8 protein-coding genes are annotated in these 13,422 nt (G+C 58.6%); all 8 read right to left on the reverse strand.

Annotation, left to right across the window (positions count from 1 at the left end; all coding sequences use genetic code 11):
- Positions 1-29 precede the first annotated feature (29 nt).
- The 8 genes from JFC13_RS18430 to JFC13_RS18460 all read right to left on the reverse strand — a co-directional run bounded on the left by JFC13_RS18430 (position 30) and on the right by JFC13_RS18460 (position 13,420).
- Complete coding sequence (locus JFC13_RS18430; protein WP_198398488.1) at positions 30-2,366, reverse strand: hypothetical protein; 2,337 nt, start codon at positions 2,364-2,366, stop codon at positions 30-32.
- Positions 2,363-4,102: a cell division protein FtsK gene (locus tag JFC13_RS18435; RefSeq protein WP_198398489.1), complete on the reverse strand. Its 1,740-nt coding sequence runs from the start codon at positions 4,100-4,102 to the stop codon at positions 2,363-2,365. The genes JFC13_RS18430 and JFC13_RS18435 overlap by 4 nt, the downstream gene beginning before the upstream one ends.
- Positions 4,103-4,137: 35 nt before the next feature.
- On the reverse strand, positions 4,138-5,196 hold the full coding sequence (locus tag JFC13_RS18440; RefSeq protein ID WP_198398490.1) for a hypothetical protein: 1,059 nt from the start codon (positions 5,194-5,196) through the stop codon (positions 4,138-4,140).
- 345 nt (positions 5,197-5,541) lie between these two features.
- The gene (locus tag JFC13_RS18445) at positions 5,542-10,677 is read right to left on the reverse strand and encodes an LAGLIDADG family homing endonuclease (protein WP_198398491.1); all 5,136 of its coding nucleotides are present in this window, start codon (positions 10,675-10,677) and stop codon (positions 5,542-5,544) included.
- 26 nt (positions 10,678-10,703) lie between these two features.
- Complete coding sequence (locus tag JFC13_RS18450; protein WP_198398492.1) at positions 10,704-11,846, reverse strand: hypothetical protein; 1,143 nt, start codon at positions 11,844-11,846, stop codon at positions 10,704-10,706.
- 3 nt (positions 11,847-11,849) lie between these two features.
- A complete protein-coding gene (locus tag JFC13_RS19730; RefSeq protein WP_269770079.1) occupies positions 11,850-11,978 on the reverse strand; it encodes a hypothetical protein in 129 nt (42 codons plus the stop codon).
- 177 nt (positions 11,979-12,155) lie between these two features.
- Positions 12,156-12,788: a hypothetical protein gene (locus JFC13_RS18455; protein WP_198398493.1), complete on the reverse strand. Its 633-nt coding sequence runs from the start codon at positions 12,786-12,788 to the stop codon at positions 12,156-12,158.
- Between the two features lie 116 nt (positions 12,789-12,904).
- On the reverse strand, positions 12,905-13,420 hold the full coding sequence (locus JFC13_RS18460; protein WP_198398494.1) for a hypothetical protein: 516 nt from the start codon (positions 13,418-13,420) through the stop codon (positions 12,905-12,907).
- Positions 13,421-13,422: the final 2 nt, after the last annotated feature.

The following is a 13,422-nucleotide window of genomic DNA, read 5'->3' on the forward strand; positions in this document are numbered from 1 at the left end:
CTTCTGAGTTGAGATTGCGTTCACTAGGTCTATGCCCCATCACCCGATGTTTGTCCGCTGCTCTTGGCACTCCCCTGACTCGAGCTGCTTGGCTTCGACGACTTCGCCGCTGCTGGAGCCTTGGGAGCGGCGGTGGACTGACCGGATTTCGCCTTTGGTGCGGGCGAGTTCTCGGCAGTCGAGCCACTGCCTGATTTCGCCGAAGCGGATGGAACTGATGACGGGGAGTGAAGCGACTTCGGGTTCGAGGCGCGTTTCGTCGTCACGTTACTCGACTTCTTCGGAGTATTGGCAGCTGGTGATTTCGCTACCGGTGTCTTCGGTGTGGCGGGAGAACTCGCCGGCCTCTTCACCGCTTTCGTCGGAGTCTTGGCGACAGCCTTCTTTGGAGCCTCAGCCGTCGGCGCCGGTGCAACCTTCTTCTTATCGGGCTGCGTGTCGACAGATTTCGGTGCAGGTTCAGACTTCGACTTCTTGGCTGGCTGAGTCTCGGCGACCTTCGGCGCGACCGACTTCTTCTTCGACGAGCTGCCATCCTTGGAATCGTCCTTCTTCGGCTCCGTGTTCTTCTTCGCTGGCTGAGTGTCGGCAGTCTTCGGGGCTCCGTATTCTTCGGTCGGAGCAGTGGCCATGCCGTTGGGCGCCTCATCACTACTGTCATCAGGCTTCTGCGACTCACCTTCATCAGTCGATTCAGGATCCTCGATAGTCCCGTGGGCCATATCGTCAGATACCTTCTCTGACTCCTTGTCAGCATCGTCATCCGAGGTCTTGTCGTCGGTCGTGGATTCGTCCGATTCATCTTCGTCGACCGGCGCGATCGCCATATCGTCCGAGACCTTCACTATGGAATCGGGTCCCGATTTTTCGTCCTCGTCTGTAGCGTCTGGTTCCTTGGAATCATCAGCTTCGTCAGAATCGGTCTCGTCATCTGGTTTCGCATCCGCGAGCTCGGCGTTCTTGCCCTTGTCAGATGGGTCGCTGGCGTGCGCTTTGCCGTCCTCACCGATGGTGATGGTGACCTTTCCTTCAGCCTCGTCGTTCTGGCCCGAGCGGTTTTTGTCCTCGTCCTGGGTGTGGCGGACCTTGTAGGTGAACGTCACTTCTTCGCCTGGCTCATATTCTGAGGCGTCGAAGGTGATCTCACCGGAATTGGCATCCCAGGTCAGGCCCTTGACATCATCGCCGGTGACTTCGGTTACTTCACCGTCGAGTACCCTGTCGTTTTTCGTCAGGTCATCAAACTTCAGCTTCACCGACGATCCCGCGTCGACGCTGTAGTGGTCATCGTCTGCCTCTGGTGGCTTGAGGCGGTACTCGGTGATCGTCATGGTCGACTTCTCACCATCGCCGACACCGTAGAGAGTCAGATCGTCGGCATTCGGGTAGTTCTTGAGGAACTCACGCTTCTGCGCGAAGTCCATCTCCGACCACACTCCAACTGGTGTGCCATCGGCATCGGTGACCACAATGTCTTTGGACTCGTGCTTCTCATACAAGTCAGCATCGGGGTCCTCGGTTGAGAACTTGTCCGGTGTCGTGAATGGTGAGTCGTCACGCTTGTCATTGATGAAATCAACGAGGTCCGCGACGTCGACGGGCCCATGCCCGTCATCACCGCCACCGTCGTCTCCTTCATCACCGTCTCCTGGATTGTCCGATCCGTCGCCATCGTCGCCTCCCCCGTCATTTCCTCCGCCGTCGCCGGGGCCAGGATCTTCGCCGTCAGAGCCGTCTCCGCCTCCTGGATTATCCGACCCATCGCCGGGTTCGTCGTTTCCGTTGCCGGGTTCATCGTCAGATCCGCCATCGCCGGGAGTGTCGTCACCAGCGTCTGAGTCGGATCCATCATTGTCGCCGGGGGCGGCTGAATCGTTGTCGTCACCGGGCAGCTGTGAGACGTCGTCGGGATCTTCGGTCGACTCGCTCTTATCGTCAGCTGAGTTCTTTCCCTCATGCTCTGACTTATCGTCCTCGCCCTCATCGGATTTCGGCCCGACTGGATCTGGAAGCTCCGGCAAACCTGCGTCGGTGTCCGGCAAGGCATAGTTCTGCTGACCAGGCTCGTCATCACCGTGTTCGGGTCCGTACTGGCCATAGTCACCGTCGTCACGGTCAGGCAGCCCCGATGTGTCGCTGGGATCGTGTGGAGCCGCCTCATGGTCTTCGTCATCGTTCGATGGGCTGTCAGAAGGTTCGTCGTCGGCGTTGATCGTGTATTTCGGCTTGTAATCGCCCTTATCCGAGTGCGCCTGATCATCGTTGACTTGCTCGCTGATGGCGTATCCACCGGCGAGCACGACAGCCAGACTGGCAGCAGCAGCTGCACCCAGAACGGCTTTGCGTTTCCTGTTGTTCTCTTTCACTGGTTTTCTCCGCTCATTTCGTCAGCGTCGCTTTTGCGCACTGACAGCCTCTTCTGCTTGTTCGCGTATTCGAAAGGTGACATCTTCTCCCCTGTCTCAGGGTCGATCATGGCCTCGGCCTCTATCTTTTTGCGGCGCTTGGCAGTCTCGTCCCCGTCGTCGGCCGGACCCGAGGTGGGGACAAACTGTTCCATCGTGGCCCGTGTCGGTCTCTGCCCCTCGAATACAGGCACCCGACATTTCTTGAGAAAGTCCTCGAGCTCTTGCGTTGAGGCATAGTAGGGCTTGAACACACACGCCTCGTCCCCCTCGTTGGCAGCCGTTCCCACACCCTTGCCCACCTTGGCGTTGGACCGGATGTGCTCGGGCACCCTCGGCACCGCGGCGGGGTCGGGAAAGACCAGCTTTCGGTTCCCCTCGGTGGGATTGACACCGAGGAGGATCTTGTTCTGGTGGTTGGTCCTCAGTGCCGTACCGATTCCGGTATCGGTCGACGCAACCTGGGAAGACAGGACGAGCTTGATGCCGACGAACCTCATCTCGGCAGCCGTCTTCGAGTATTTGAGCTTCAGGATTTCCTTGGCCGTATTCGTGTCTTGAGCCTCAATCCGCATCGGATGCTCCTTGTCGAGACCCTTTGGCACCGTCTCCAAAGCCCACAATCCGGTGACCTCATCCATGATGAGGAAAATCGGACGCATTTTGGCAGCCTCTGGCGCATCAGCAGGAAGCTGGGTCCAGTTCTGCACTCCGTACCGTTTGAGCACCTTCGCCCTCGTGTCGCCCTCGGCGTAGATCTTCGACATGACGGCGGCGGCCTCGTGGATCGATTCGCACCCCCACCCTTCGGGACGGACATACTGTTTGCACCACTCGAAGTCGACGGCTTTAGCCGGAGTATCGATGATGGCCAGCTCTGCTCCTCTAGCGAGGACTCCGGTGACGATGTCATTGAGGAAGACCGATTTGCCACTGTTCGACGTGCCGCCAACCTGAGAATTCATCCCCGACTCAAAATCGATGATGAAGGTTTCCCCGTGCTTCTCCCCCGGTGCTGGCAGGCGCTCTCCCAGCGGGATCTTCGCCCACTCTTTCGACCCTGGCACGAATGCAGTGACCTTGGCATCAGTGGGATACGGGATGAGCTGGGAGAACGTGGGTGGATCCGAGGGGATGATCGAGGCCTCGAGACTTCGCGGATCTATGCGAGTGAACCAGCCGGGCCCGCCGACGATGTCCGTGGCAACTTCTTCAAGCTTCTCGTCGTGCTTGGAAGGTGTATACGAGTCTGGCAGCTCCAGGTCGTATCCGCCATCAGATCGGGTGGTGATGACGATGGACCAGGGCTGGACGCCAAGGGCGTTGGCGACAGCGCCTCGGGCTCGCTTGGTGGCCTTGTCGAACTTCTGCATGGTGGCTCGACCGGGCTTGAGGAATGGTTCGAACTTCGTCAGGTAGTAGCCGGGCTTCATCTTTTCGAATCGAGCAGCGATGGCAGGGGCATCAGACATCTTTGTGCCATTGGCCAATTCGAGGACGACTGTCTCGCCCTCATCGTTCATCGACGTCATAGAGGTGTGGCGGACGGCCACGAGGCGCCATCGTTGCTTGTCGATGTGACTGATCGACCAATCGCTGCCGAGCTCTTCTTTGACCTTGCGTTCCATGATGGCCGCGTGCTTGGCCGGGTCGAACTTAGCGGGGAGCTTGAGTTCCTTCGTGTTGGGGTTGCTCACTGGCCTACCTTCAGAGTTGTTGTTCCTTTATGTATCTATGCGCAAAGTTGCGTCTCAGTTGGCCCTTCTTCTTCTCCAATGACCTCGGCGAAGGTTTTCGAGAGGTTGTCACGGTGGTAAGCCTCTTCCCAGATGTCGATGAGGACTCCGGTGACGTCCTCGACGCTCTCGCCCAGTGGCTGCGATGCGAAGCCGATCGCCTGCTGGCACAGCCCTTTGAATTCCCCGGCCTGAATCTGGCGTTTCGCGCGGATGTCTTCGTCATCATTGATCGAGTTCCACAGCGGCGAATGCCTGGAGGCGGGTTCGCACTCTTTGGCCAAGAATGAAGAGAACAGGTCATTCGACAGCTTCTTCCACTCTTTCGAGTGGCCGCCTTGGACCATGGCAGCGAGGTTGGACTGCATCGTCTTCACTGCCGCTTTGGCCGGGATGAGCAACTGCATGACTGCTGCCTCGGCAACAACGGCAATATGTTTGACGCCGGCCGATGTCAGCAAACGCTTAACATCTGTGAAACTCAGGTCGTCCCACAGCGCCAACAGATCGTCTCCGATGTCGTCGGGTATTTCGCGGCCCTGGATAAGGTCGTAGAAGGCCAGCAGTGACCGGTGTGCCAGTTTCGGCTCTTCACGAAGTCGAGTCAGGATCGACAAACGCTCGGTTGCATCCGTGGGTCGAACCAACGGTGGAAGGTGGAGTTTGCGGTGAAGGAACTGGGCGCAAACGTAGATGCGCTCTTCACGCGAGCGGTAGCGCTTGAGGAAACGTTCGCTCTGATCGGCGAATTCTTCGAATACATCGGCCTCGGGTTCGAGACTCTTCATCGCCTCCACTTCAACTTTGGGGGTTGAAGTGAACATCGGTTCCGGCTCCTGGTTGTCCGCGAAGTACTCTCCGACAGACTCGACCGGGCAGTTGCGATCCTGGGCAATTCGGTGCTTCTTCTCCAACGCGGGCTTGGCAGAGAGCATCATGCCAAATACCCAGCTAGAGAATTTGCGGCCGTCGGCCTTGTTGAAGTCGTAGAAGACAGCGTCGTTGAGCAGCTTGTCGAGCACCAAGTCTCGACCGGAGTCAGCGAGGTCAACCATGTCTTGGGTCGACCGAGCGCGGAAGTGGTAGCTGATTTGAGCACCAAGGTCGGAGCTCACGAAGATTTCAGCAACCTGCCGGCGACCTGCGTCTTCGGAAAGATTGCCCGAAAGCACGGCCTGTCCAATGGCGGAGATTTCCGCGTCCGCCTGAGTGCGGCTGAGCTTTCGTCCGGGAGGCTGCGTAGCTGTCTTTGTCGTCATACTCTTTATAGAGTCCGCTGACAATCGTGGCTACTCAGACCCCAACGACCCTGCATATCAGCAGGTCAAAGACCTATATCTCCCCTGCCAGTGCGGATTCGGCCATCCGCAGGATCGTCGTAGCGGATGGCCGAATCTCGCTCAGACAGCCATCTTGGACACGTCTCGCTGATGGAGCCGTTCGTTGCGACGTGCAATATCGAGGGGGTTAGTCGAGATCAGATCGAAGAACTCGGAAGGAATGGTGACCTCCGTCGGTACTGCACGCTCACCGGACAAGTCGGCGTAGAGGGCCACAGCACCACGGATGACTTCACCTGCTTCATCTTCCCCACCCTCGCGCAGGGCCTTGAGCGAATTGAAGTTCGGGATGAGCTGACCGCCATTGCTGATGTGGTCTTCGGCAGTGATCCGTCCGATCCTCTCCTCAGTGGGCTCGAGGTTGAATAGCTGACAGGCCAGTCGCGCCTCTGACACGTCCTTGATGTGCATGATGAGTCCGCGCGAGATGTAGCCGCTTAGCCCCGCATCGACGGCATCCTTGACACGCTGGGAGTAGAGGATTGGCAGGACCTCCTGGCTTCGGGCTAGGCGCCCCAATCGCTCGACTTCGGAGGCCGAAGATTGTAGGAATGTCCACGCTTCATCGAGGTGAAGTACTCCTCCACGCCCAGTCAGTGCCATAGCGGATCCGTAGACCATCATCCGCACCAACGCCATTGCTGCTCGTTGCTGCATACTCTGTGCCGGGTGGCCCGGTTGAGGCAGGTCAAGGTGGGAGTCGCCTACCTTGAGCAATGTCGTGCCCTCAGCAACACCGAGCGGCGCCGTGGTCGGATCCATCCCAATGACCGAGCGAATGGAAGGTGAGTGCGTCGCCTGGCGGATGCGGGAGATGATTTGGATATAGTCTTCGCGGTCACGTTGCGTGTGGGCGATCTCCCCCAGGTTGTCTTCCACGATTTTCAGAGCCTGGCCGGTGCATTGAGCTCCGTTTTCGACGCCAAAGAGCAAGCCTCTGTTGAGGAGGACTTCGTAGTCGTCGACCACGGAGCCAAATGGATTGATCTGCAAGATCACGGATGCAGCGAGGTCGGCAGCCGATTGGACCGATCCGGCCTCGCCCTTGTCGGTACTCTGCTTCATCATGAAGCGAATCGGATCAAAGACACCGTCTGACTGCTCGATGGTGTCCAAACTTGCCACCTGACCACCGGATGCCAGCACCGCTTGAGAGTGGTCCGAGCCTGTGTTGTGCGTGATGAGGAAGCCGCCTGTGAGATACGAGTGGTCTGGGGAATCGACCGAAATGCACTGGACCGGCTCGTACTCGGCTTCGGAGATCGAGACAACTGGCATCGCCCGCTCGGCTTCTGGAACGGACTCGGGGAGGTTCGAACCGTCGTCGGCGCGTATGCCCAGCATTGAGTCCGCGACGAATGTAATCGCCTCGTCGGTGGTGAAGACTCGGTATCCGAAGCTACGGATGAAGTCGACGAGGTCGTCTCTACGCACGCTGGCCGCCATGTCAATCAGCACTCGACCGCTGGATTCCACTGTTCCGAGGACGGAAATGACCGCAGCAATCACAGCCTGGCGCTGAGGAATGCTGGCACGGTGATAAATGGCAGGGATCATCCGGGACTCCGGACTGCGTACTGCCATCTCAGGCCAGACGTCTGCGACCTCACCAGTGGCATCACGGCCGGCCATCCACGCGCCGAGCACGCCGGGAGCGACCGGCAGATCAGTCTCGCGCCCCACGAGCGGAGCGGGCATAGGCAGACAGATATCCCCAGTGGCAAACGGATTCTCGCCGTAGTCAGCAATAATCTCGGATGTCGTCATCACGCGGCGGTCGCTGCCATCGACAATGATCCACCTGTGCTGACCATCGGCAATCGTGGCCTGCCCGTCACCAGTGTGGAGTCGGTAGATGGTGGTCTCGTCTTCGTTGAATACCTTCGATTTTGACGTCACATGATGGACTCCACCGGTGGAATCGATGATCTCGTCGCCGGGCTCGAGCTCTGCGATTGTCTTGGTCCCGTCAGGGGTGACGATCGGGGTGTTCACTGCCAGTGCTTTGGGGTCGATGATGATGTTTGGCCGCTTCATCTTCGAGAACTGATGCGACAACCACAGGAGTAAGAGTGTGTTCGAGGTCGGCACGAAACCATCCACGAGGTAGGTCGCGTCAGGGTCTTCGACCGTGAGGCAGCGTCCTGGCTGAGTCGGAATTGGCTCGATCGATTTGATGTAGAGCCAGTCTTGCGTATCTCGAACTGCTATTGGCAGACGGGAGACTTTGCGGTCGAGCTGGAAGACCTTCTGGACGGTAGTGAACGAGATAGTCGTTGAGTCCTTGCACTGTACTCGTCTCATCTCTCCGGTCTGCTCGTCACGCTTCGTGTAGTAGGCCGGGTGAATCGAGGCGGACGCTTTGATGCCCAGTGAACGAACGAGCTCAAGAACGTCTTCGGCCAGGCCAGGCTCGGACAGAGATATCGCACAGCAGCCTGTCTTGTCGATGGTTCCATCGGTGTCCATGAGGCCTTGGAGCAATGAGAGACGTTGCTCGATGGACGCCCTCAGATAGATTTGTGGGATGTGTTTGGTTGGGACGTTACGATTTCCAGCCCTCACCGTGGTCTTCAACCCTAGTGAAGACAGGCCGGCCTTCATCGCATCACCGAAGTGATGGGTGAACGTAGTCTCATTGTGCTGGTCGTTATGGGTCTTGCGAACCGGGTCATAGCCTTCGGCGACAATCTCGTCGATGATGCCACGGCCATCAGAGATGATGGCGGCCTGGCCGGAATATCCGTCGCCTAACCACGCCCCGAACGTGTACGGCGCGATAGCCAACTCGGCTTCGGGCAGGTCGATTGCATCCGGTACGTGGATGGCGAACCGCTGAGCGCTGCCTTCGGAGGCGGCTATCATTTCGCCGACAGTCATCCGGCGTTCAGCATAATCTGCAGACGGTTGGTTCGCGTACTGCTGTTCAAGACGCAGTGCCAGCCGCGCCAGTGTGTCAGCAAGAGGATAAATCAGTACATCTCGAGTCATTTCGGTGGTCTCGGGCAGGCCAATTGTGACCGAAGCCGTTCCCCAGTAGGTGGAGACGCCAGCGTTGCGAATGGTGTTCAACAGACTCGAACGGTCGCCCCGTTGGATATGAGCCCCCTCGTCAGCCAAGAGCATCGCCAGTCCCCCGGCGTTGACTGGTCGTGAGCCGTTCAGAGATTCCAACACAGTGCGGGCAGCTCCCAAGTTCTTGGCGCGCTCGTCCTTCCATCGAGCTGCGTTTCTGGGGTCCATTGTTTCCCACCGGTGCACACAGGCTTCCAATCCAGCCTTGAGATCGAACAGACGCGACGGATCAGTCTTGGTGATCGACTTGACGTCGTAGTTGCGACTACCAGTGCGCTTGGCATACCGGTGTGGTGCTTCGACCATACGAAGTGCACTGTAGAGAGACAGGGCCGAGCTCCAGCGGTGTTCGTTCAAGTTAAGCGAATTCACGTGAGCATAGAGCTCATCGAGAGTCGCTTCTGCATCGCCGGGAGCCGCGACTGCTGCGGCCTTAAGGCGGGAGACGTCCTCGAGAGCTCGGGCGAAGTTCTCCAGCGCTCGACGCCGTCCATCGCTTTTGAAACGATTGCGATCCATGTGGCTGGATACAACGAACTGGTGATCGAAGTCGGCGTCGAGCTGTTGCCCGTCGGATAGCGTCATCCGATAGAGATCGGGCGTCTCATTGATCGGAGACAGGTAAGAGACGCGGGTGGGCATCCCGCTTCGTCCCAGAACGTCGTCACCGACCTCGAGTTTGCCAATGGTCGTCCATCCAATAGGAGTTGGCACTGGGGTTGAAAGCGTCAACAGCTTGCCACTCCCAGTTGCGCCCGGAACCATGCAAATGGGCAGAGAATCCTTATTCGACGCGGCAGTGGGCGATAGGTATGCCATGCGCGAGTCGCGTTCGGTCAGTCCCACGCTGGCACCGGACTTGTCGCCAACTCGTGAGAGGTCGTTGATTCCCGAGGCAGCGATCGTAGTCATCGGCAGCTCTTGAGCGTAAGGGTTGGCACGGACTGATGAGCCAAGCCACGTCTCTGCCATGGCCTGCGGCTGGCGATTGATCATCGGGTTGAGCTCGACGATGGAATCGTTGCCCATCAGCGAGAAGTCCTTTTTGCCCGAGAACCCGACCACGATTGAGCAGTCGACGATCGTCGCCGGTGCCCCGCGTCCGGCATACGCGCCCTCCATCGATTGGAGCATCCCGTGGTGCTCGTCCTCGTCGGCCTGGCTCATTGCGCCTTGTTCCTGACGTTCTTTGATGTCCTCCATGTACTTCTTGCGGTTGCGGCGTAGCTCAGATCTGGTCTGTTTTGCCGGCTCGATCCGACCTGAGATCGAGACAACCAAGGCACCGGACTGGGTCAGTTGTGATACCCACGAAGCTTCCGGGCTGACTGCGGTGAAATTGTCCGTGGGCTCAATGTCGATTGACGAGACGGCCGCAAAGCTGACCGAGAACTGGCCAGGCATTTTGGGCCACTTCGAGCAGTCATCGAGGCCCGCACGGTCGGCAATTGCCATCGAGTCGGTGTCAGAGAAGACATGAAGATGATCAGAGTGGGGCATGAATGGGGTGTCTGAGTGAGAGCCGTGATTCCACCAGGCATCGAGGATGCGCATTTCGCCTTCGTCTGGAGCAACCAAACCTGCCCGATGAAGGGCATTGGAGACGATGGCCGCGTCACGGTCGAAGTCTTCCAAGGGGATGCCACCGGTGACAAAGGACTGCCATGCTGAATCCATTGCGCCTTTGATATCGCGGCCTGCACCAAGGGAGTCGATGAGCTTGACGGCCATGACGCAGATCTTCTCGCGCACGACTTTGTCACCAAACCACTCGTTGAGCTTTGACCGAATGGGGTGGTCTTTCGGCGCTCGATAGAGGACCGGGGTGTTGATCGACAGGAACTTCACGACCCGGTAGCCGGACTTGTTCAAGGCACGGTTCTTTCCGAACGTGGAGGTGATGTGAGCCAGCTCCTGCGTGGCATTCATGATCGGTACACCCGCGGCGTAGCGCTCATCGTCTGATTTCGCATCGGTCATGGGCATCAGTGGGATCTTGCGCACCAGCCACACGCCGTCATTGATCGTGCGAATGCGGCCATCTCTGTACCGAGACTTGATCGCGGTCGGCCACAGTGGGGACTGGGCCAGTTCCAGGGCGTTCATCTTCTTCTTTGCCATGAGTCTCTCCTCGTCGTCGCGTCTAGTTACTGATCGCCGTCAGCGGCGGCATCGGAGGCAGAATCCTCACCGTCTGGCAGTGGCGCCACATCTTCGCCCGGCTGGTCACTGGTTGAGTCGCCCCCGGTTGTGTCATCGGAGCCATCGGCCTCATCTCCGCGCACAATCTGGTCGTCCATTCCTGTGACCGCGTTGGCGTACTTCTTCAATTCCTGGCCTTCGCCGGGTCCGCCCCACGCCACGACTTTCGGTGAGCCCGACTGAGCATCGGTAATGAGCAGGTCGTAGGTCAGAACCGGCATCTGGGCAGTCTGGTCGGTGGCGCTCGTGCCTGTACTGGCCCAAGTGGGAGTGATCTCGACTCGAGCCAGCATCGTCGGGCCGGCAACTTCTTCACCGTCTTCGTTCTTCTTGAACAACGCCGAATTGGTGACTTCAGTCTCGGCGGACTCAATGCCTGAAAGTGGAAGATAGACATGCGATTCGTTCTGGTCTCCGACAATCTGGCGCAGCTCGTCACTGTTGCCTGAGACGAACGCCTTCTGCCAGGACACGATCGCGGTATTAACTGAATCGGGGACATTGCCTGAGTCCGTCATTCCAGGCCACGGGGAGTCTGGCTGGAAGTCTGTTTCGCTAGCTGGTCTCGGCATAAGGGAAGGATCGCCGATGATGTGCGGGCCGGTCGTCTTGTCGATTGCTACCTGCACGTCGACTCGGAACAGAGCATTGTCGGCACCTTCGACGCTGAAGTGGTGGCGCTCAACGGTGTACGTCGGGGGTTCGTAGCTGGACTTCTTCTTCTCTTCGTCGCTGACTTCGGGGAATGGGACATCAGTGAAACCGTCCCAGCCCAGAAACTTGCCCTGCGGAAGGGGTGAGGGCTTCTCAGCCAACCAGCTTTGAACTTCGGAGACGGCGACGGCCTTGCCCTCGGTGGTCAATGTCGGATCAATGGGCTCTGGCTGTTCGGGGATGAGCGCCAGGCTGCCGAAAGCGGCACAGGCGGCGACGATGGCGGCGACAGGTGACCACTGAGCAGCTACGCGCAGACGGCGGTATTTCTTGGACTGTTGGACAAGGTCTTCGTCTCCTCGCGGCAGGCTTGTTGCCTCCTCGGCCATGTCGAGGAACGGGTCGTGATCGTCCTGTTTCTTGAAAAGTCGCATTTTCTACAGTCCTTGCTGTCGTCGCATGTAGGTGCGCTCGGCGGCTTTGGCGACGCCGGGGTCGTGGTCAGTCATCAGGAAGTCGATGGTGCTGTCAGGTGTGTCAGCGTCGGCGGCCAGAGCGGTGCGCACGAGTCCGAAAGGGTGTTGAGTCAGGCGCTCAAGGCAGGTGTCACAGTAGGCAGCACCGTCGTCAGTCTTGCGGAAACACGGTTTCCAACATTTGCGGCATTCGCCGGGCAAGTGGTGGGCGTGTTGATCCGGTACGACTTCGAACGGTCGCCAGCTGTGACACCTGGACATCAGCTCTTACGCCTTCTTCATGAGATCTGCGACGGCGGCGAGAGTGAGCATGTCCTCGTCGGAGACCTCCTTGGAGATGATCTTTGAGATCTGGATGGCAGCAGGAGCGATGCCGGCAGGCAGGGCCCCTTCGGCCTTGCCCAGATCACCGAGTAGCGACCACAGAGCTTTGAGACGGTCTTTACCCAGGGCGGTGGCGTTGGCCGACATTTCAATAGCGTCGGCTTCCATCAGGTCTTCGAGGTCAGACATCGGCTGATTGGTCTTTCGAGCGTCGCCGGTCAGAATTGTGACGACGAGACCTTCAACATCTGCTTCTTCTTTGCCCAGCAATGATGCGGCGACGTGGAGAACGTCGCCCTCAGCGCCCTGGACTTCCACCATCTTGCGCACGGTGCGTCGGATGAGGGTCTTGTCTCGGCCCTTCGACTGTGCCTGTGTCTTGGCTTTGTTCTTGGCTGAGTCCTCGTCCTCGGCTGTCTCGTTGAGGTCGAGGCTGTCATCGTCGGCTGTCTGCTCTGGTTCTGTGGCTTCAGCTTCGTCGACGGCCTCCTCGTTTTCAGTCGTTTCGATCTCAGCGTTCTCGACGCTGTCGTCAGTGCTGGTGGCCTCGTCTGCCATCCACGCGGTGTCGGTCACTGCCGTCTCCTCTTCGTTGTTGGGCGCTCAATGCGCTGCTACTTGTATCTATGCGCAAAGACCGCCGATGAGTCGCAAGGTGGGCCCATCGGCGGTCTTTGATCGAACATGGCGGTCTATTCGTCGAATTCGCGTGCCTCGCCGAGGTCCTTGATATCGACAAGAATTCGGAAGTCTCGGCCTGAGCCGTCGGTGGCAGATTCCATGTACTTGAACACGAGCACCCGGCGACCGATGAGCGATCGGGCCTTCGACGCCATGGGGCGTCCGCCGTCATCGAATCGGTCAGTGCGCACGGTCTCCTTGCCTTCAGGGTTCTTCTTCGACGGTTTCGTCTCCAAGGTCACAAGAGCTCGGTTGGACGACTTCTCCTTCTTTACCTCGACGACATTGGCCACATACTTCACTGCCTCGGACAGGCGTCCCACAGCTTTGACGACCGGTGACTGGTCATCGTTGATCAGCGAATAGATGAGACGGGCGTTCTCGCTGACGCGACCGACCCAGTTCTCTTCGGTCTCTTCGACGAGTGTGACCTCATCTCCGTCTTCAACCTCGTCGACCTTTCGGGGGCCGGTGGCATTGATTGCGGCAATGACGAGGGGCTGGATATCTGCGGTAGCTTCACTCATGA

Origin of the sequence: Brevibacterium antiquum (genome assembly GCF_016107655.1) — a bacterium.
GTDB lineage: Bacteria > Actinomycetota > Actinomycetes > Actinomycetales > Brevibacteriaceae > Brevibacterium > Brevibacterium antiquum.

Excerpts from the sequence above, each read along its gene's own strand:
- JFC13_RS18440 (WP_198398490.1), bottom strand. The coding sequence starts at position 5,196 with ATGGTTGACCTCGCTGACTCCGGTCGAGACTTGGTGCTCGACAAGCTG.
- JFC13_RS18445 (WP_198398491.1), bottom strand. The coding sequence starts at position 10,677 with ATGGCAAAGAAGAAGATGAACGCCCTGGAACTGGCCCAGTCCCCACTG.
- JFC13_RS18450 (WP_198398492.1), bottom strand. The coding sequence starts at position 11,846 with ATGCGACTTTTCAAGAAACAGGACGATCACGACCCGTTCCTCGACATG.
- JFC13_RS18460 (WP_198398494.1), bottom strand. The coding sequence starts at position 13,420 with ATGAGTGAAGCTACCGCAGATATCCAGCCCCTCGTCATTGCCGCAATC.